Source organism: Burkholderia sp. BCC0097, from assembly GCF_902832985.1.
Taxonomy (GTDB): Bacteria; Pseudomonadota; Gammaproteobacteria; order Burkholderiales; family Burkholderiaceae; genus Burkholderia; species Burkholderia orbicola.
In genome coordinates, this window is the sequence record NZ_CADFDM010000003.1 from 315,779 (window position 1) to 334,806 (window position 19,028).

Here is a 19,028-nt window from a genome sequence, read left to right on the forward strand (position 1 = left end):
GCCATGACCACTTTCACGCCGTTCCCCCCGCTCGCCCAGCTCGCCGCCGACCTCGCCGCCGGCCGGACCACGAGCCGCGCGCTCGTCGACACCGCGCTCGACCGGATCGCCGATCCGTCGGGCCAGGGCGCCGTCGTCTTCACCGAAGTCGACGCCGACAATGCCCGCGCGGCCGCCGACGCACACGACCGGCTGCGCGTCGCGGGCACCGTGCTGTCGCCGCTCGCGGGCATTCCGGTGTCGGTCAAGGACCTGTTCGACGTCGCGGGCCAGGTCACGCGCGCGGGGTCGCGGGTGCTCGACGGCGCGCCGGCCGCGCGCACCGATGCGGTTGCCGTCGCGCGGCTCAAGCGCGCGGGCGCGGTGCTGGTCGGCCGCACCAACATGAGCGAGTTCGCGTTCTCCGGGCTCGGGCTGAATCCGCACTTCGGCAACCCGCGCTCCCCGTATCACCGCGACGTGCCGGGCGACGCGCGGATTTCGGGCGGCTCGTCGTCGGGGGCGGCCGCGTCGGTCGCCGACGGAATGGCTGCGGTTGCGCTCGGCACCGACACCGGCGGCTCGATCCGTATCCCGGCCGCGCTGTGCGGGCTGACGGGCTTCAAGCCGACCGCGAGCCGAATTCCGACGCAAGGCGGCGTGCCGCTGTCGACGACGCTCGACTCGTTCGGCCCGATCGGCCTGACGGTCGCGTGCTGTGCGCTGGTCGACCGGATGCTCGCGGGGCTCGAGCCGCACGTGCCGGCCGCGCGGCCGCTCGAAGGCGTGCGGCTCGGCGTGCTGACGAACTACGTGACGGACGGCGTCGATGCCGACGTCGCGGCCGCGCTCGACACCGCGCTCAAGCATCTCGAAGCCGCCGGCGCGATCGTCACCGAAGTGCGCTTCCCCGCGCTCGACCGGCTGCCGGAGATCAACCGTTTCGGCTTCTCGCCGATCGAGGCGTACGCGTGGCATCGTCCGCTGCTCGCCACGCATCGCGACCAGTACGACCCGCGCGTGCTGACGCGCATCCTGAAGGGCGAACCGGCGAGCGCGGCCGACTATCTCGACCTGCTCGCCGCACGCGCCGCGATGCTCGACGAAGCCGCGCACACGGTCTGGTCGCGCTTCGATGCGCTCGTCGCGCCGACGGTGCCGGTCGTGCCGCCGCGCATCGCCGAACTCGAAACGGACGACGACGCGTTCACACGCACCAACGCGCTGATCCTGCGCAACCCGAGCGCGTTCAACTTCCTCGATGCATGCGGGCTGTCGCTGCCGTGCCATCCGCGCGACGCGGCGCCGGTCGGCCTGATGCTCGCGGCGGCGCCGCATCGCGACGACGCGCTGCTCGCGATCGGCCAGTCGGTCGAGGCCGTGCTGAACACGATCCGCTGACCGCGCCAGCCGACGGCAAGCGGAGCGGCGGCGTGCCGCGCCCGCGTGCGGCAGGGTGCCGCACGCGGGCTGTCAGTTTCGTGCCAGACCGTTCGCGCTAAAATCGCGCGATTGTTTTCCGGACCGACCGACGAGGAACCCCGCCGACATGAACGACTACACGCTTGCACTACGCCGCGAACGCCGCCTGCTGATGCTGCTCGGATGGGTGTGCATCGCCCTGCTGGCCGGCGCGCTGTACCTGCAGTACGTGAAGAACGAAGACCCGTGCCCGCTGTGCATCATCCAGCGCTACTTCTTCTGCGCGATCGGGATCTTCGCCTTCCTGGCCGCCGGGATCCGCAACTGGCGCGGCGTGTGGGTGCTCGAACTGCTGATCGCGATCGCCGCGGCCGGCGGTGTCGGCACGGCCGCACGGCACCTGTCGATCCAGATGAATCCGGGCTTCAGCTGCGGCTTCGACACGCTGCAGCCGATCGTCGACAGCCTGCCGCCCGCGCAGTGGTTCCCCGGCATGTTCAAGGTCGCCGGGCTGTGCGAGACCGTCTACCCGCCGATTTTCGGCATCCTGCTGCCCGGCTGGGCGCTGATCGGCTTCGCCGTAATCCTGGTCGCGGTCGTCGCGAGCCTCTGGCGTCATCGCCGCAAGCTGGCGAGCTGATCGGCCGGCCGTGTTGCCGGCCGCAAGGCCGGTGGCGCGGCTCGACCGAACGGGCCACGCGCCGCCGGCGGGCGAATCGTCACCCGGCTCCGGCCGACGCCCGCGCCGGCCCCGACCGGTCGCCGCACGTAAACACCTACCCTGCCGCCGCCCGGATTTCCGGGCCCGCGCGCATCGCGCGATCGCCGCGCCCCGCCCCGTCGCGCGTACGTTTCGGCACGATATGCATGCATCGGTACCCCGATCCCGCGCGGCCGGCCTATGATCGACATGATCGCCGCCTGATAGCCCGGATCACCGCCCGGCCATGTTCCCGCCGCGTGGCGGTGCTATCTTCGGGACTGGATGGCGATCTACGTGCGCGTGGCGAGGCGGTTTCACCGCTCCCTGCGTAACGCGCGCCCGATCCGCAATGTCGACTGGATTCATCATGACAACGCAAACCATCCGCATCCGTCACCCTCATGGCGTCCGCGCGTCCGGCGGCGCCGTTCGCGCACGCCGTCAGTCCGCGGCCGCCGCATGGCCTCGGCCGTGCAGCCGGCCGGCCCCGCTCCCGTCCATCGTCGTTGCCGCCGCGCCCGCCAGCCCGCGCCGCGCGTGGTGCCGCGTCGCCCCGAACAGAGCGTGCTGATGGAAGCCTGGCTCGGCGATCTGCAGCAACTGCTCGCGCACGGTGAAGCGGCCGTGCTCGTGACGGTCGCGCACACCGATGGCTCCGCGCCACGCGAAGCCGGCACCAAGATGCTGGTCACGCGCGACACGGCCCGCCATACGATCGGCGGCGGTCATCTGGAGTGGAAGGCGATCGAGATCGCGCGGCACCTGCTGAAGGACGGCGCGCACGTGCCGCACGCACGCCGGCTCGAGCGGCTCGCGCTCGGCCCGAGCCTCGGCCAGTGCTGCGGCGGCGCCGTGGTGCTCGCGTTCGAGCGGCTCGACGTCGGCGACCTCGGCTGGATCATGTCGCTCGCGAAGCGCGTGGCGGCCGGCGCCGCGACCGTGCGTAGCGTATCATTCGGCCCCTCGCCGGGCGCGCCGCTGTTGAGCGAGCCCGAATCGGAAGCCGCACGCGCCGACTGTCTGCTGTGGGAAACCGGCGGCGTATCGCTGATGACCGAAACGATCGCGCCGTATGCGTTCCCCGTCGTGCTGTTCGGCGCGGGGCACATCGGCACCGCGCTCGTGAAGGTGCTGGCGACGCTGCCGTGCCACGTGCGCTGGATCGACGGGCCCGATGCGGCGTTCCCGCCGGCCGATGCGCTCGCCGGCATCGGCAACCTCGCGATCGACGCGGCCGCTTCCCCGGCGGACGCGGTCGACGCGGCGCCGCCGCAGTCCTACTTCGTCGTGATGACGCACGACCACGCACTCGATTTCGTGCTGGCGGAGCGCATCCTGCGACGCGGCGACTATGCCTACTTCGGGATGACCGGCTCGCGCACGAAACGCGTGCAGTTCGATCATCGCCTCGCCGCGATCGGCATCGACCCGGCCCAGGTCGCGCGGATGCGCTGCCCGATCGGTGTCGAAGGCATCATCGACAAGGCGCCCGAAGTGATCGCGATCTCGGTGGCCGCGCAGTTGCTGCAGGCCGTCGAGGCGAATGCGTCCGCGCAGGCTTCCCCCACTTACTGACCGACCAAGAACGACGCCATGACCCCGACATTCAAGGACAAGATTGCCCGTGCGCCGAAAGCGGAGCTGCACATCCATATCGAAGGCTCGCTCGAGCCCGAGCTGATCTTCGCGCTCGCGCAGCGCAACGGCGTGAAGCTCGCGTACGACTCGATCGACGCGTTGCGCGCCGCGTACGCGTTCACCGACCTGCAATCGTTCCTCGACATCTACTACGCCGGCGCGAGCGTGCTGCTCACCGAGCAGGATTTCTACGACATGACGGCCGCGTACTGCGAGCGCGCGCTCGCCGACAACGTCGTCCACACCGAACTGTTCTTCGACCCGCAGACGCACACCGAGCGCGGCGTGCCGATCGAGACGGTCGTGGCGGGCATCGAGCGCGCACTCGCCGATGCCGAAGCGCGCGGGCTGTCGAGCAAATTGATCCTGTGTTTCCTGCGCCACCTGTCCGAAGAGGACGCGCTCGCGACGTTCGAATCCGCGTTGCCGCTGTTCGAACGCTATCGTCATCGCCTGATCGGCGTGGGGCTCGATTCGTCCGAGCTCGGCCATCCGCCGACGAAGTTCGCCCGCGTGTTCGAGAAGGCGCGCGCGCTGGGGCTGAAGCTCGTCGCGCACGCGGGCGAGGAAGGCCCGCCCGCCTACATCTACGAAGCGCTCGACGTGCTGAAGGTCGACCGGATCGACCACGGCGTGCGCAGCATCGAGGATGCGGCGCTCGTCGAGCGTCTCGCGAAAACGCGCACGGCGCTCACCGTCTGCCCGCTGTCGAACCTGAAGCTGTGCGTGTTCGACGACATGGCGAAGCACACGCTGAAGGCGCTGCTCGATCGCGGCGTGGCCGTGACGATCAATTCCGACGATCCGGCCTATTTCGGCGGCTACGTCAATGAAAACTACTTCGCGACGGCCGAAGGGCTGCAACTCACGGATGCCGAAGTCTACGCGGTGATCCGCAACGGCTTCGAGGCGTCGTTCATCGAACCGGCGCAGCGCGACGCACTGTACGCGCGCCTCGACGCGTACTGGCAAGCCGCGTGACGGCCCGCATCGAGGCACGCTGACAGATGAAACGCGGCAACGGCATCCGCTTCGCGATTCCCCGTTCGGCCTTGCGCCGGGCCGGCCGCCTGCGTGCATGCAGCGCGACGGCGCAGCCCGTCGTCGCCCGCACGCACCGGCCGTCGCGGCTTGCCGTGCCGTTCGCCGTCGCACCGGCTACGGGCATACCGGCTACGGGCATACCGGCTACGGGCATACCGGCTGCGGGCATACCGGCTGCGGGCATATCGGCTGCGGGCATACCGGCTGCGAGCGCAACGGTTGCAGGCGCAACGGCTGCGAGGTATGCGGACAACCACTCGCTGGCGGCTTCGGCCGCCAGATTCGCCCGCGCCATCGCCTCCGGCCGTGCCGCACGCCGCGTGCCGCCGCCGCTCGCGAAGCACCGTCCCGCCGCCGTGCGGCGTCGATCGCTTTCTTCTGTTCGCCTTACCTTGATGCAGGACCCTTCGTCATGACGCAAACCGCTTTCCGTTCCCAACTGCTGACCTTCAACGGCGACCCGGCGCAATCGAGCCAGGCCGCGAACTACGAGACCGACGGGCTCCTGATCGTCGACGACGGCAAGGTCGTCGCGGCCGGCCCGTATGCGCCGCTCGCCGCGACCCTTGCGCGCGACGCGGTGGTCCACGACCTGCGCGACAAGCTGATCGTGCCCGGCTTCATCGACACGCACATCCACTATCCGCAGACGGACATGATCGCGTCGCCGGCGCCGGGCCTGTTGCCGTGGCTCGACAAGTACACGTTCCCGACCGAACGCCAGTTCGGCGACCCCGAGCATGCGCGCGAAGTCGCCGACTTCTTCGTCGACGAACTGCTCGCGTGCGGCACGACGAGCGCGCTCGTCTACTGCACGGTGCACAAGCAGTCGGCCGATGCGCTGTTCGCGGCGAGCGACGCGCGCGACCTGCGGATGATCGCGGGCAAGGTGCTGATGGACCGCAACTGCCCCGAATTCCTGCGCGACACCGCGCAATCGGGCTATGACGACAGCGCCGAGCTGATCGACCGCTGGCACGGCAAGGGCCGCCAGATGTACGCGCTCACGCCGCGCTTCGCGCCGACGTCGACCGAAGCGCAGCTGGAAGCGTGCGGCGAACTCGCGCGCCGCCATCCGGACGTGTTCGTGCAAAGCCACGTCGCGGAAAACGTCGACGAAGTGAAATGGGTGGCCGAGCTGTTCCCTGGCCATCGCAGCTATCTCGACATCTACGACCGCTACGGGCTGCTGCGTCCGCGCGCGGTGTACGGTCACTGCATCCACCTCGACGACGAGGATCGCCGCCGGATGGCCGAGACGCGCACCGTCGTCGCGCACTGCCCGACCTCGAACTTCTTCCTCGGCAGCGGCCTGTTCGATTTCGACAAGGCCGGCGAACATGACGTGTCGGTCACGCTCGCGACCGACGTCGGTGGCGGCACGTCGTTCTCGATGCTGCAGACGATGAACGAGGCGCACAAGGTCGCGCGGCTGTCGGGCCATCACCTGACCGCCACGCGGATGTTCTGGCTCGCGACGGCCGGCGCCGCGCAAGCGCTCGACCTCGCCGACACGGTCGGCACGCTCAAGCCGCGCACCGAAGCCGACTTCGTCGTGCTCGATCCGCAGGCGACGCCGCTGCTCGCGCGCCGCACGAAGCGCGCGGATTCGCTCGAGGAACTGCTGTTCGCATTCGCGCTGCTCGGCGACGACCGCGCGGTGTACCGCACTTATGCGGCCGGCGAACTCGTGCACGAGCGCGGCGCCGCGCGCCGCCCGGCCGCCGCGTAACGTCCGCGGGTTGCCCGCGGGTCGTCCGGCATGTGCAGCCGCTTGGCCGCCGTGCATGCCGGCAATCGCAACCCTCCGGTGCCCGGCACGGCAGCCCGCCCGCTTTCCCGCGCGCAACGGGCCATGCTAGAATTCGCCGCTCATTGGGGAGTAGCCGCTCCGCTCGATGTCCCGCGCCCCCGGCGCGCATCGTGACGGAGGCGTCCGTCAACAGACTTGGCCGTTAGGCCATGGCGGACGCAGCCACGTTGGCCTGGCGAGACCGATGGTTCACTGCGCGCCGCATCAGGGCCCGGCGCGCGGCGGATCGTCGCTCGCACGCACAACAACGGCCCGTGGACCCCCATTCGTGTCTCAAGCCTTCCTGATCTCCACCGGCGCCGTCGCCCTCGCTGAAATCGGCGACAAGACCCAACTGCTTTCCCTCGTTCTGGCCGCGCGCTATCGCAAGCCGGTGCCGATCATTCTCGGCGTGCTCGTCGCGACGCTCGTCAACCACGGTTTCGCCGGCGCGCTCGGCGAATGGCTGGGCGTGCTCGTCACACCGTCGATCATGCGCTGGGCGCTCGCGTTCTCGTTCATCGCGATGGGGCTGTGGATTCTCGTACCGGACAAGCTCGACGAGGACGAAGCCAATGCGACCCGCTCGCGGCTCGGCGTGTTCGGCGCGACGCTCGTCGCCTTCTTCCTCGCGGAGATGGGCGACAAGACGCAGATCGCGACCGTCGCGCTGGCCGCCCGCTTCCAGGATTACATCGGCGTGGTGGCCGGCACGACGTTCGGGATGATGCTCGCGAACGTGCCGGCGATCCTGCTCGGCGACCGTTTCGCGCACCGTCTGCCGACGAAGCTCGTGCACGGGATTGCGGCCGTGCTGTTCGTCGTGCTCGGCGCGCTGGCGCTGCTGGGTGTCGGGGTCTGACGGAGAGGAAACAGGCCGGCGCGGCCGGGCAGCCGCGCCGAGAGGGATGCCGCTTTACTTCGCGACGGCCGCGCCCGAGGCAGGCGCCGCCGGCACCGCGCGCTCGTTGGCGGCCGGCGCCGCCGGCCCGCCGCGCTTGTCGACCGGCAACCGGACCGTGCGGACCGCGCCGTTCGACAACGGGAAATCGGCGAGCGCGCTGCGCGCGAGGAACGGCATCGCGTACAGCAGCGTGCCATTGTCGCCGGTCGTGCGCGCCGACACGTTGTAGACCTCCTTGCCCGTCGCGCGCTCGGTGATGCGGATGCCGAGCGTGTAGTCGAACACCTGGTAGGTCTGCGCGACATAGCCGGCCGGCATCGGCCCCCAGGGGCCCCACGGACCCCAGGGACTCCATGGCCCGCCCCGCCAGTACGGCCCGGGCCCCATGAACCACGGGTCATAGTAGACCGGCTGCGGCACCGTCACGAGATCGCTGCCGACCGCATAGGTCAGCCCGACGAGATAGCGTGCCTGCGACTGCGGCACCTGTCGGAACGCATACGCGGACAACTCGTTCGCGACGATCGGCTCGTAGGTCGACTGTTCGATGCTGTTCTTCTGCGCGTCCGTGCGCGTGAACGCATAGGTGCGGGTCGCGTCGCTACCGCTCCAGTCGGAGAAGGCCGTGACCTGGGTAGTCACGTAGCTGGTGCAACCCGTCAGCAGCGCGACGCACAGCGCCGCCGCCCAGCCCGCACCGCGAAAAATCCATTCGCGTTTCATGTTGATCCTCGTCGATCCGTCACCCGTTCGTCGCACCGCGCGAAGCACAACGGGATGCCGATAATACGCGGACTCCCGGAAGCGGTAAAAAGTTCGCGCGGCACGCAGCCGCAAGCCTTTGTACAATGGCCCGGTTCGCCTGGCCCGCGCGACGGGCCCGTCCCCCACTCCACCGATCTCGACGACCATGTCCGACAACGCCTCCTCCACCGTGATCCGCCGCGCCGACTACACGCCGCCGGCCTTCCTCATCGATTCCGTCGCCCTCGAATTCGATCTCGCGCCGGCCCGCACGATCGTCAGGAATACGATGCGCGTGCGCCGCAACCCGGATGCCGCGCCCGCGCCGCACCTGGAGCTGATGGGCGAGGCGCTCGAATTCCTCGACGCGCGGCTGGACGGCGCACCGCACGGCGCGGTGCGCGCGCACGAGCACGGCCTGACGGTCGAGAACGTGCCCGACGCGTTCGAGCTGACGCTCGAAAGCGCGTGCGCCCCCGACCAGAATACGACGCTGTCGGGCCTGTACGTGTCGAGCGGCAACTTCTTCACGCAGTGCGAAGCCGAAGGCTTTCGCCGCATCACCTACTTCCTCGACCGCCCCGACGTGATGGCGTCGTACACCGTCACGCTGCGCGCCGACAAGGCCGCGTACCCGGTGCTGCTGTCCAACGGCAACCTCGTCGATTCGGGCGACCTGCCCGACGGCCGCCACTTCGCGAAATGGGAAGACCCGTTCCGCAAGCCGAGCTACCTGTTCGCGCTGGTCGCGGGCAAGCTCGTCGCGATCGAGGAAACGATCACGACCGGCTCCGGCAAGGAAAAGCTGCTGCAGGTGTGGGTCGAACCGGCCGATCTCGACAAGACGCGTCACGCGATGGATTCGCTGATCCACTCGATCCGCTGGGACGAAAAGCGCTTCGGCCTCGAGCTCGATCTCGACCGCTTCATGATCGTCGCGGTCGGCGACTTCAACATGGGCGCGATGGAGAACAAGGGGCTCAACATCTTCAACACGAAGTACGTGCTGGCGAACCCAGAGACCGCGACCGATACCGATTTCGCGAACATCGAGTCGGTGGTCGGCCACGAGTACTTCCACAACTGGACCGGCAACCGCGTGACCTGCCGCGACTGGTTCCAGTTGAGCCTGAAGGAAGGCCTGACGGTGTTCCGCGACCAGGAATTCTCGGCCGACATGGCCGCGGGCGACGAGGTCGAATCGGCGGCCCGCGCGGTGAAGCGCATCGAGGACGTGCGCGTGCTGCGCCAGTTGCAGTTCGCCGAGGACGCCGGCCCGATGGCGCACCCGGTGCGCCCGGAGAGCTACGTCGAAATCAACAACTTCTACACGATGACCGTCTACGAGAAAGGCTCGGAAGTCGTGCGGATGTACCAGACGCTGTTCGGCCGCGACGGCTTCCGCAAGGGGATGGATCTCTACTTCAAGCGCCACGACGGCCATGCGGTGACCTGCGACGACTTCCGCCACGCAATGGCCGACGCGAACGGGCGGGACCTCGCGCAGTTCGAGCGCTGGTACAGCCAGGCCGGCACGCCGCGCGTGTCGGTGCGCACCGCGTACGACGCGGCCGCGCGCCGCTATACGGTCACCCTCGCGCAAGGCTACGGCGACGCGTCGCCGGCCGCGCGCGAAACGCAGCAAGGGCCGCTGCTGATCCCGTTCGCGATCGGCCTGATCGGCCGCGACGGCCGCGACCTGCCGCTGCGTCTGGACGGCGAAGCCGCCGCATCGGGCACGACGCGCGTGCTCGAATTCACCGACACCGAGCAGACCTTCACGTTCGTCGACGTGCCGGAAGCGCCGCTGCCGTCGCTGCTGCGCAACTTCTCGTCGCCGGTGATCGTCGAGTACGACTACAGCGACGACGATCTCGCGTTCCTGCTCGCGCACGACAGCGATCCGTTCAACCGCTGGGAGGCCGGCCAGCGCCTCGCGACGCGCGCGCTGCTGACGCTCGCCGCGCGTGCCGCCGCCAACGCGCCGCTCGCGCTCGGCGAAAACTTCGTCGCCGCGTTCCGCCGCGTGCTGACCGATGAAAGCCTGTCACCGGCATTCCGCGAACTCGCGCTGACGCTGCCGTCGGAAACCTACCTCGCCGACCAGATGGCCGAGGCCGATCCGGCCGCCGTGCATCGCGCGCGCCAGTTCGTACGTCGCCAGCTCGCGACCGCGCTGCGCGCCGACTGGCTCGCCGCGTACGAGCAGCACCAGACGCCCGGTGCCTACGAGCCGACACCGGAAGCTTCGGGCCGCCGCGCGCTGAAGAACCTCGCGCTCGCGTATCTCGCCGAACTCGAGGATCCGGCCGATGCCGTGCGCCTCGCCACCGCCCAGTACGACGCGGCGAACAACATGACCGATCGCGCGGCGGCGCTCGGCGCGCTGCTGTCCGCGGCCGCCGCGGGCGCGAACGAACCGGCCGAGAAGGCGCTCGACGATTTCTACCGTCGCTTCGAGAAGGAAGCGCTCGTGATCGACAAGTGGTTCGCGATGCAGGCGGCGCAACGCGGTACGCCCGCGCAGCCGACGCTCGCGAAGGTGCGCAAGCTGCTCGCCCACCCCGCGTTCAATCTGAAGAACCCGAACCGCGCGCGGTCGCTGATCTTCAGCTTCTGCGCGGCGAATCCGGCCCAATTTCACGCGGCCGACGGCTCGGGCTACGCGTTCTGGGCCGAACAGGTGCTCGCGCTCGACGCGATCAACCCGCAGGTCGCGGCACGCCTCGCACGCTCGCTCGAACTGTGGCGCCGCTTCACGCCGGCGCTGCGCGACCGGATGCGCGACGCGCTCGAACAGGTCGCCGCCGGCGCGAAATCGCGTGACGTGCGCGAGATCGTCGAGAAGGCGCTCGCGTAAGTCGCGCGTTCGACCTGTCGCGTCCGCACGCTCGAGCCGGTGCCGCGTCCCGCGGCGCCGGCTTTTTTATTGCACGAGCACGTGCTGTAACCGCACCCAATCGCGGGGTCGGACCGCTCGGGCGGCCTGCGCGACGACGCGCGCCGCCGCCCGGCGTCGCCGCCCGACCCCGCGCCGATTCGGCGGCCCGACCATGTAACCGGACGAAAAAAGCCGGCGGCACCGAAGGCGCGACGGGTAAAATTGCGGCCATTCAAGGATTCTTTTGGCCTTTCGGAGTCTGTCATGTCCATTGCCCGCCGCACCACGCTGTCGAAGTTCCTGATCGAACAGCAACGTGAGACCAACAACCTCCCCGCCGACCTGCGCCTGCTGATCGAAGTCGTCGCCCGCGCGTGCAAGGCGATCAGCTACAACGTGTCGAAGGGCGCGCTCGGCGACGCGCTCGGCACCGCCGGCAGCGAGAACGTCCAGGGCGAAGTGCAGAAGAAGCTCGACATCCTGTCGAACGAGATCCTGCTCGACGCGAACGAATGGGGCGGCAACCTCGCCGCGATGGCGTCGGAAGAAATGGAAACCTTCTTCCCGATCCCGGCGAACTACCCGCGCGGCGAATACCTGCTCGTGTTCGATCCGCTCGACGGCTCGTCGAACATCGACGTGAACGTGTCGATCGGCACGATCTTCTCGGTGCTGCGCTGCCCGGACGGCAAGCAGGCGACCGAGGAATCGTTCCTGCAGCCCGGCACCGAGCAGGTCGCGGCCGGCTATGCGGTGTACGGCCCGCAGACGGTGTTCGTGCTGACCACCGGCAACGGCGTGAACTGCTTCACGCTCGACCGCGAAGTCGGCTCGTGGGTACTCACGCAGAGCAACATGCAGATCCCCGCCGACACGCGCGAATACGCGATCAACGCATCGAACGCACGCCACTGGTACGACCCGGTCAAGCGCTACGTCGACGAGCTGAACGCCGGCAAGGACGGCCCGCGCGGCGACAACTTCAACATGCGCTGGATCGCGTCGATGGTGGCCGACGTGCACCGGATCCTGAATCGCGGCGGCATCTTCATGTACCCGGCCGACAAGCGCACGCCCGATCGTCCGGGCAAGCTGCGCCTGATGTACGAAGCGAACCCGATGTCGTTCATCGTCGAACAGGCGGGCGGCGCCGCGACGACCGGCACGCAGCGCATCATGGAAGTGCAGCCCACCGGCCTGCACCAGCGCGTGCCCGTGTTCCTCGGTTCGAAGAACGAAGTCGAGCGCGTGACCGGCTATCACGCCGAAGCAAAATAATTGCACTGCAGCACTGGACGAGGGTGCGAGACATCAGTACAATCGCGCCTTCGCGATGTGGCCCTAACGGGTCGCGTCGCAGTGAAGTGAAAGCGGAAAGTCCGCCGGATCGAAGGTTTCGCGAAGCAGCCGCAGCAAGCTGAAAAAAATTCGCAAAACCTATTGCCAAGATCGCGGATTTCACCATATAATTTCATTTCTCTGCTGCCGGTGTAGCTCAGTTGGTAGAGCAGCGCATTCGTAATGCGAAGGTCGTAGGTTCGACTCCTATCTCCGGCACCAAGATATAAAGGCCTGACAAGCATCGCTTGCCAGGCCTTTTCTCTTTTCCGGCGCCGAAATCCTGAAGTCGTTCGGCGACGCACTGCCCCATCACACCGTCCACGATCTTCGCGTCCGCGTTCGGCAACCGTACGCGCACGTTGTCCGTCGCGATCATCGTGGCGGCACATTGTCTGCTCAACCCCGCCGACACCTCCGCACGACATTTCCATTCATTCGCCCCTCATCGATCGTATCGACCACCCCTCGTGGTACGCGGTGGCACGACCAGCCGCGGCCATGACGACGATGGCCGACTGCTCGACGTGAACAGCGCACTCAACGGCATCCTCCATCTCGTGCGTCCCGACAGTCCCGTGCTCGACCACTGGCACGATGCACACGCCGGCGACATGGCCGTCACACTCGATCGCCTGCTCACCCTGCATAGCGCGCACATGAATCGTGCCGTACCCAGACAAATCCCCTGGAAAAACCGCTTAAGGGTGCATAACATTACTTAACGATCCTGACCCGTCTATCGCGTTACATTGCGTGGGCGGCGTGACGGCCGCATGCCGCTTTCAACCCGCTTGCGGCATGCGACAGCCGGTGCCCGGTCATTTCGACTCAACCCAAGGAGAGGACCACCATGACTCATGGCTTGATTATGTGGCTCATCATCGGCGCGATCGCCGGTTGGCTTGCCGGCTTGCTCGTGAAGGGCGGCGGCTTCGGGCTGATCGTCGACATCATCGTCGGGATCGTCGGCGCGGTGATCGGCGGCTGGCTTGCCGGACTGCTCGGCATCAGCATCGGCAGCGGCTTCATCGGCTCGGTGATCGTCGCGGTCATCGGCGCGGTGATCCTGCTGTTCGTGATCCGGCTATTCAGGCGAGCGGCCTGACGTTGCTCTCCACGCGCCTTCGGGCGCGTTTTCGCATCGGGCCGGCGCGCGGCCGGTTCGCCGCGCGCCACCGGCTCCGTCAGCGCTTCGCGTGCCGCAACCCGCCGTCGAGCACGTCGGCCTTCAGCAATCCGCTGCGCGCTTCATGCACACCATCGCGTCCGATCCACACGGTGCGCGACATCCCCCCTCGCCATCCCGCATCGAGCGCCTTCCGCAGCCTCGATTTCACAGCGACCATTTCAGTTCTCCATAGAACGTGCGGCCCGGATACGGGTGGAACGTGTAGTAGCGGCGGTCCGTCACGTTGTCGATGCCGGCCGACGCGGTCCAGTGACGATCGAAGCGGTAGCGCGCCTTCAGATCGACGACCGTGAACGAACTCGTGCCGCCGTAGACGTCCGGATTCACGTCGCTGTTGTCGAGCGTGTTGAACTGGCGGCCCGAGTAGCGCACGCCGACGCTCGCGAGCCAGTGCTCGTCGAAGCGATACGACGCGAGCAGGTTCGCGCGCATGCGAGGAATGCGCGGGAAACGCGAACCGACGTAGGCCGGGTTCGCGGCATCGGCAAGGATCTGCGCGTTGCTCGCCGATACGTTCGCGTCGAGATCGAGCCCGCGCACCCCGACGTTCTCGCCGCTGAACGCGAGTTCGGCGCCGCGCACGCGCACGCGGTCGACGTTCGAGATGTTGGTGACGGTGGTCGCGCCCGACACCGTCGTCTGGCTGTAGATCGAGTCGCGCAGATCGCTCTGGAACACGCTGGCGCGCACGACGCCGACGCCCATGTCGCGTTCGGCCGTGAAGTCCCAGTCGATCGCCTTCTCCGGCCGCAGATTCGGGTTGTTGTTGATGATCGCGTTGTTCGAAATCGTGCCCTGGAACAATTCACCGACCGTCGGGAACCGCGTGCCGGTCGCGAACGACAGCCGGAAGCGCCAGACCTCCGTGGCGTCCCACTGCAGCGCGATTTTCGGCGACAGCGCGTTCGCGCTCCGGTCCGCATAGCCGAGCGTCCCGTTTGCATTGCCGAGCGCGCCGCCGTACGCGTCCCAGCGCTCGTAGCGCAGCCCGAGCGTCGCGAGCCAGCGCGGCGTGAAACGCCACGCATCCTGTCCGAACAATGCCTGCGTGCGCGTGTCGCCGCGATAGACGCTCGCGAGCGACGTCGTCGGGCCGGCCAGCCAGTCGGCCGTGTTGTACGTGACGTTGCGCAGGAAGTAGTTGTCGTAGTGATAGCCGAACGTGAACGTATGACCCTTCACTGCCGGCGCCTCGGCCTTCAGGTCGAGCGTGCGCCAGCCGGTGCCGTCGCCCTGGAACAGCGTGCCCGCCCCACCCTGCACGGTCGAGGCCGCGCGCAGCACGTCGCGCGACACGTCGTACGCGGACACGACGCCCGACAGCCGCCAGCCGGAATCGAGCCGGCCGTTCAACCCGAGCGCGTACAGCCAGTTCTCCTGGTCGCCGCGCTGCGGCGCGAACGCGTTCGGCGCGACGGTCATGTTCTGACCGCCGATCGACACGTTGCCGCCGTAGACGGGATGGCCCGTCGCATCTCGCAGGAAGGTCTCGCCGTGCTGCCGGTAATGGTTCTCCCAATGCCCGAGCGTCAGCGTCGCATCGACGTGATCGGTGAACGCATAGCCCATCCGGACCGTCTCGTTGAGCTGTTCGGTCCTTTCGATCGTCTGCGCGCCGACGATGGTCCGCGGCTTGCCGTTGGGTCCGATGTCGGTCGCGGCGCCCGTCACGGGCACGGCGGCGCCCAGTTTCGGGTTGTAGGCCGAATTGGGGCTCGCGTACTGCATCGGCTGGCCGTTGTTTTCCAGCCGATCGAGCGATAGCGCGAACCAGAACCGGCCGACGCGGCTTGCGATCCGCGCGGTCTGGTGATTGCCGCCGAAGCTGTCGGCAAAGCCGTAGCCGTCGTGGTAGCGCTGGGTAAAGAACTGCGTCGACAGCGACGCCTCGAGCTGTTCCGGGCGGCGCGTGGTGAGCAGCACGGTCGAGCCGATCGAATTGCCCGGATACAGCGCGGAAAAGGGGCCATAGAGCACGTCGACGCGCGCGATGTCGTCGGGCGGAATCAGCGACCAGCGCGGCGGGTACGCATAGCTCGATCCGAGCAGGTTCGACAGCAGCACGCCGTCCGCATAGACGAGCCCACGCGCGCTCTGCAGTTCGTTGAAGTCGCGACCCGCGAATATGCTGTTGCGATCACCGATGTAGCGCTTGCGGACCATCAGGTTCGGCGCGTACTTCAGCGCGTCCTCGGTGGTGACGTTGGTGTGCGCATCGATCTGCTCGCGCGTGATCGACGTGACGACGCCCGGCGTATCCGGGTCGACCGGTCGCCGCTGCGCGGTCACGCTGACGGCGGTCAGCATATCGGCGGCCGGTGCGGCCGATGCCGCGTAAGCAGCCGGCCATGCGAAAGCGGCCGCGCAGGCGAGCGCGAGCCGGCCGCGCGAGGGCCGCGCGGCAAAGGTGAACGACATGAGTGAGTTCCTGAAAACGTGATCGGACGCCGCTGGACACAAGGGCGCAAGCCGCGCACGAACGGCGCGACGCGCGGACCGGGGCCGCGGGCGGCTCGCGCGCCACCGGGGCACGCGGACGACATCAGTCAGACCGGAACGTTTTCAGGCGGGGCGCGCGGCTGCGCGAGACGGATGCCCTTGCGGGGCACATCGGGAATGGCCGGCGCGGCCACTCGATACGCGAACGTGCGCACGAAGCCCGGCAGCGCGGGCAGGCTCGTGCCGAGCGCGACGTTGGCCGCGAAGCCGGGGCAGTACACGCAATGCGGGACGCCGGCATGGTCGAGCGACGACGTGTCGCCGTCGTCGCCCGCTTGCGCGAGCACGACCTGACGCGCGCCCGCTGCACTGCACAACTCGAGCGTGAGGGCGCCGGAGCCGCTCGATGCGAGACGCGCGTAGCCGACGACGGGCGACAGTACGTTCAGTACCAGCGCCAGCCATACGAGGCCGATCCATCGCGTCGTTCGTCTCATCGAGGTCCGGGAAAAAGTGCGCGCAAGTATAACAAGCGGCCCGATTGTTGCCGATCGCGCAGCGGCAATACCGGGCATCGCACCTCGCGTCGGAACGCATGTGCCGTTAATACAACAGAGACAAAATCTAACGATTCGCCGCTGGCATAAATTCGAGCGCGAGGTTGATAATCATTGAACCTGCTGGAGAAACGATCATGGACGAAAGACCAACTCGCATGCCACCGCCCGAGCAAGTGATGAGCCCGGATCCGGAACCCGTCGGCGTGGAATTCCTCGCCGAGTTGCCCGAGCACGTTCGGGCATTCTTCGACGAGCAGCACAAGCTGTACGCGCCGAAGTGAACGTCAGTCCGGTTCTGTAACCGCCACGTGTCGATCCTCGCTATCGTGCGGTTCCTCCGTGCGCTTCGAGCGCAATTCGCCTCGCACCCGGGCCGCAACAGCCTGACGGTGCCGGATCAGCACGCCTGCTGATTCTCCTGTCGCGACGCTACGCCGCGCGACTGTCTTCGTCTATTCTTCTGGTTTTCCACGTCCGGCCCGCCCGGCTCTCCCGATCGTTCCGATGAAGCAAGCCATTCGTGCCAGCCTCGCTGTCGCCGCGCTCGGCGTCGCCCTCCTTTCGTCGCCGCATAACGCCCGTGCAGACGGCGACGACACCGCCCTCACCAACGTCGTTGCGCTCGCGTCGCAGCGCCTCGCGCTCGCCGAACCCGTGGCGCGATGGAAATGGGCGAATCACAAGGCCATCGAGGACCGGCCGCGCGAAGCGGCCCTGCTCACCGAGGTCGAAAAACGTGCCGTCCAGGCCGGCGTCGATCCCGCGTTCGCCCGAACGTTCTTCGAGGATCAGATCACGGCAAGCAAGGACGTGCAGAACACACTGTTCGCGACCTGGCGCACGACGCGGCCGCCGGAAGGCGCGCCGCCCGATCTTGCGACCAGCACGCGGCCGGCACTCGACCGGCTGACGCAGAAGATGCTCTCCGGTCTCGCGCAGGTCGCCCCGCTTCGCGAGGCGCCCGATTGCCAGGCGCGGCTCGCACGCAGCATCGCGAACTGGAAGACACTCACGCGCTACGATTCCACGCAGACGCGGGCACTCGATACCGCGCTGTCGCATGTCTGCTCCGCCGGCGGAGCCAGCGCGATCGGTTGACACCGGTGCAGTGACGGAGGGCGGTCGCGGCGCTCAATCGGCCGGCGTGAGCGCCACGAGCGGAATTACCTGCAGGCCGCGCGCGAGATGCGTCTGCAGCAGGCGATGGGTGAACGGCTCGAACGTGCCGTCCGTCGCGTCGGCCACGAGCCGCGCGGCCGCATCGAGCGACTCCGCCGAACCGAGATAGCACCAGCGGTCGATTACATGGAACAAGCGGCGCTCGCCGTTCGCCTCGAACGCGACGGCGCCTTCGAACGGCCAGGGCGCCCCGCCCGCGCGGACGGCGTCGGCTGCGGGGCGCCGGTTGTACGACGGGCGCAACCGCGCGATCCATTGCGCTTCGGCAAGCATCGCCCCCAGCTCGTTGCCGGTCTCGCGCCATTCGACGCGCCGCACCTGCTGCGCGAGCCGCATTTCCTTCGACGAGCGGCGCTCGCCGGTCAGCAGCGCGCGCAGCCGCTGCCGCACGCGCACGCTGCGGCCGACATACAGCGCTTCGTCGCGCTCGCCGAACAGTGCATATGCGCCGCACCCTGCCGGCGCGGTATCCAGCCAGGCCTCGGTCAGATCGCCGCCCAGACGGAAGTGGCGCGTCGTCCGGGCGATCTGGTCGCGCAGCCGCTCGAGCGGCACGATGTCGTGCAACTGGCGCCAGAACTGCCAGAGCAGGTCGGCATCGGCCAGCGCGCGATGGCGGGCGGCCGGAACGAGCCCATGCCGTTCGATCAATGCATCCAGCCCATGCCGCGATTCGCGCGGAAACAGCGCACGCGACAGCCGCACCGTACAGAGCACATCGGGATTGAAGGCCAGCCCGGCGCGCTCGAATTCGGCGCGCAGGAAGCCGCGGTCGAAGCTCGCGTTGTGCGCGACGAACAGCTTGCCGTCGAGCCGCTCGAACAGTGCCGGCGCGAGCGACGCGAACGTCGGCGCGTCACGCACCATCGCGTCCGAAATGCCCGTCAGTTGCTGGATGAACGGCGGAATCGCCTGCCCCGGATTGACGAGGCTCGTCCACGTCGATACGCCGAGCGGTCCGATTTCGACCACGCCGATTTCGGTGATGCGATGATCGACGGATGAGCCGCCGGTGGTTTCAAGGTCGACGAAGACGAGCGGCTGTTCGCACGCGGGATCGGACGGACGGGAATCGGACATGAAAAGACTGGGAAACGATGCTGCCGTGAGTATGCACCGGCATGCGTGCTCGCGACCAGCCCGGACGGGGTCGTTCAGTCCCCGGAAAGCAAAAAGCCCCCGCGATGCGGGGGCCGGACGTGATCGGCAATGC

At 68.1% G+C, this 19,028-nt stretch carries 16 protein-coding genes, 1 tRNA gene, 1 pseudogene and 1 riboswitch; of the genes and pseudogenes, 13 read left to right on the top strand and 5 right to left on the bottom strand.

The annotated features are described in order from the left end of the window. Positions 1 to 3: 3 nt before the first annotated feature. From HWX07_RS11065 to HWX07_RS11090, 6 genes are all read left to right on the top strand, one after another. Positions 4 to 1,380, top strand: a complete 1,377-nt coding sequence (locus HWX07_RS11065; protein ID WP_175876331.1) for an amidase — start codon at positions 4 to 6, stop codon at positions 1,378 to 1,380. Positions 1,381 to 1,528: 148 nt separating this feature from the next. Then, positions 1,529 to 2,041, top strand: a complete 513-nt coding sequence (locus tag HWX07_RS11070) for a disulfide bond formation protein B (RefSeq protein WP_011544863.1) — start codon at positions 1,529 to 1,531, stop codon at positions 2,039 to 2,041. 633 nt (positions 2,042 to 2,674) lie between these two features. Beyond that, positions 2,675 to 3,679 carry a xanthine dehydrogenase accessory protein XdhC gene (xdhC, locus tag HWX07_RS11075; protein ID WP_175876576.1) on the top strand — a complete coding sequence of 335 codons (1,005 nt, stop codon included), beginning with the start codon at positions 2,675 to 2,677 and terminating at the stop codon, positions 3,677 to 3,679. Positions 3,680 to 3,697: 18 nt separating this feature from the next. Continuing rightward, positions 3,698 to 4,723 (top strand): adenosine deaminase, encoded by a 1,026-nt coding sequence (locus HWX07_RS11080; protein ID WP_175876332.1) that lies wholly within the window; start codon positions 3,698 to 3,700, stop codon positions 4,721 to 4,723. A 475-nt stretch (positions 4,724 to 5,198) separates the two neighbouring features. Continuing rightward, positions 5,199 to 6,518, top strand: a complete 1,320-nt coding sequence (gene guaD / locus HWX07_RS11085; protein ID WP_175876333.1) for a guanine deaminase — start codon at positions 5,199 to 5,201, stop codon at positions 6,516 to 6,518. A gap of 133 nt (positions 6,519 to 6,651) precedes the next feature. Then, a riboswitch (yybP-ykoY riboswitch) is annotated at positions 6,652 to 6,789 on the top strand. A gap of 78 nt (positions 6,790 to 6,867) precedes the next feature. Further along, a complete protein-coding gene (locus HWX07_RS11090) occupies positions 6,868 to 7,440 on the top strand; it encodes a TMEM165/GDT1 family protein (protein ID WP_012328109.1) in 573 nt (190 codons plus the stop codon). A gap of 54 nt (positions 7,441 to 7,494) precedes the next feature. Here HWX07_RS11090 and HWX07_RS11095 read toward each other — a convergent pair whose 3' ends face one another. Beyond that, positions 7,495 to 8,205, bottom strand: a complete 711-nt coding sequence (locus HWX07_RS11095) for a DUF4136 domain-containing protein (protein ID WP_175876334.1) — start codon at positions 8,203 to 8,205, stop codon at positions 7,495 to 7,497. A 187-nt stretch (positions 8,206 to 8,392) separates the two neighbouring features. Here HWX07_RS11095 and pepN point away from each other — a divergent pair, with 187 nt between their 5' ends. The 5 genes from pepN (at position 8,393) to HWX07_RS11120 (ending at position 13,553) form a co-directional block, all read left to right on the top strand. Beyond that, a complete protein-coding gene (gene pepN / locus HWX07_RS11100) occupies positions 8,393 to 11,086 on the top strand; it encodes an aminopeptidase N (protein WP_175876335.1) in 2,694 nt (897 codons plus the stop codon). A gap of 285 nt (positions 11,087 to 11,371) precedes the next feature. Beyond that, the gene (locus HWX07_RS11105; RefSeq protein WP_175807527.1) at positions 11,372 to 12,385 is read left to right on the top strand and encodes a class 1 fructose-bisphosphatase; all 1,014 of its coding nucleotides are present in this window, start codon (positions 11,372 to 11,374) and stop codon (positions 12,383 to 12,385) included. 206 nt (positions 12,386 to 12,591) lie between these two features. Next, positions 12,592 to 12,667: transfer RNA gene (locus HWX07_RS11110), tRNA-Thr, on the top strand. Between the two features lie 140 nt (positions 12,668 to 12,807). Then, positions 12,808 to 13,170 (top strand): hypothetical protein, encoded by a 363-nt coding sequence (locus HWX07_RS11115; protein ID WP_244129970.1) that lies wholly within the window; start codon positions 12,808 to 12,810, stop codon positions 13,168 to 13,170. A gap of 128 nt (positions 13,171 to 13,298) precedes the next feature. Next, entirely contained in the window at positions 13,299 to 13,553 is a 255-nt protein-coding gene (locus tag HWX07_RS11120) for a GlsB/YeaQ/YmgE family stress response membrane protein (RefSeq protein ID WP_006476609.1), read from the top strand. A 79-nt stretch (positions 13,554 to 13,632) separates the two neighbouring features. Here HWX07_RS11120 and HWX07_RS11125 read toward each other — a convergent pair. The 3 genes and pseudogenes from HWX07_RS11125 to HWX07_RS11135 all read right to left on the bottom strand — a co-directional run. Continuing rightward, positions 13,633 to 13,776: pseudogene (locus HWX07_RS11125) on the bottom strand (TlpA family protein disulfide reductase); the annotation flags it as partial. A gap of 5 nt (positions 13,777 to 13,781) precedes the next feature. Beyond that, a complete protein-coding gene (locus HWX07_RS11130; protein ID WP_175876336.1) occupies positions 13,782 to 16,055 on the bottom strand; it encodes a TonB-dependent receptor in 2,274 nt (757 codons plus the stop codon). Between the two features lie 128 nt (positions 16,056 to 16,183). Further along, on the bottom strand, positions 16,184 to 16,573 hold the full coding sequence (locus HWX07_RS11135) for a DUF2946 domain-containing protein (RefSeq protein WP_175876337.1): 390 nt from the start codon (positions 16,571 to 16,573) through the stop codon (positions 16,184 to 16,186). Positions 16,574 to 16,812: 239 nt separating this feature from the next. On the opposite strand from HWX07_RS11135, the gene HWX07_RS11140 reads away from it, so the two are divergent. Both HWX07_RS11140 and HWX07_RS11145 read left to right on the top strand, forming a co-directional pair. After that, positions 16,813 to 16,917: a chorismate mutase gene (locus tag HWX07_RS11140; protein ID WP_162499609.1), complete on the top strand. Its 105-nt coding sequence runs from the start codon at positions 16,813 to 16,815 to the stop codon at positions 16,915 to 16,917. 223 nt (positions 16,918 to 17,140) lie between these two features. After that, complete coding sequence (locus HWX07_RS11145; protein ID WP_175876338.1) at positions 17,141 to 17,734, top strand: chorismate mutase; 594 nt, start codon at positions 17,141 to 17,143, stop codon at positions 17,732 to 17,734. Between the two features lie 33 nt (positions 17,735 to 17,767). On the opposite strand, the gene HWX07_RS11150 is transcribed toward HWX07_RS11145, so the two are convergent. Then, complete coding sequence (locus tag HWX07_RS11150) at positions 17,768 to 18,895, bottom strand: exonuclease domain-containing protein (RefSeq protein ID WP_175876339.1); 1,128 nt, start codon at positions 18,893 to 18,895, stop codon at positions 17,768 to 17,770. Positions 18,896 to 19,028: the final 133 nt, after the last annotated feature.

Bases quoted from the DNA above. Each gene is read 5' to 3' on its own strand.
- HWX07_RS11135 (WP_175876337.1), bottom strand. From the start codon at position 16,573: ATGAGACGAACGACGCGATGGATCGGCCTCGTATGGCTGGCGCTGGTA.
- HWX07_RS11150 (WP_175876339.1), bottom strand. From the start codon at position 18,895: ATGTCCGATTCCCGTCCGTCCGATCCCGCGTGCGAACAGCCGCTCGTC.
- HWX07_RS11065 (WP_175876331.1), top strand. From the start codon at position 4: ATGACCACTTTCACGCCGTTCCCCCCGCTCGCCCAGCTCGCCGCCGAC.
- pepN (WP_175876335.1), top strand. From the start codon at position 8,393: ATGTCCGACAACGCCTCCTCCACCGTGATCCGCCGCGCCGACTACACG.
- guaD (WP_175876333.1), top strand. From the start codon at position 5,199: ATGACGCAAACCGCTTTCCGTTCCCAACTGCTGACCTTCAACGGCGAC.
- HWX07_RS11095 (WP_175876334.1), bottom strand. From the start codon at position 8,205: ATGAAACGCGAATGGATTTTTCGCGGTGCGGGCTGGGCGGCGGCGCTG.
- HWX07_RS11080 (WP_175876332.1), top strand. From the start codon at position 3,698: ATGACCCCGACATTCAAGGACAAGATTGCCCGTGCGCCGAAAGCGGAG.
- HWX07_RS11130 (WP_175876336.1), bottom strand. From the start codon at position 16,055: ATGTCGTTCACCTTTGCCGCGCGGCCCTCGCGCGGCCGGCTCGCGCTC.
- HWX07_RS11070 (WP_011544863.1), top strand. From the start codon at position 1,529: ATGAACGACTACACGCTTGCACTACGCCGCGAACGCCGCCTGCTGATG.
- HWX07_RS11140 (WP_162499609.1), top strand. From the start codon at position 16,813: ATGAGCCCGGATCCGGAACCCGTCGGCGTGGAATTCCTCGCCGAGTTG.
- HWX07_RS11145 (WP_175876338.1), top strand. From the start codon at position 17,141: ATGAAGCAAGCCATTCGTGCCAGCCTCGCTGTCGCCGCGCTCGGCGTC.
- xdhC (WP_175876576.1), top strand. From the start codon at position 2,675: ATGGAAGCCTGGCTCGGCGATCTGCAGCAACTGCTCGCGCACGGTGAA.
- HWX07_RS11120 (WP_006476609.1), top strand. From the start codon at position 13,299: ATGACTCATGGCTTGATTATGTGGCTCATCATCGGCGCGATCGCCGGT.
- HWX07_RS11105 (WP_175807527.1), top strand. From the start codon at position 11,372: ATGTCCATTGCCCGCCGCACCACGCTGTCGAAGTTCCTGATCGAACAG.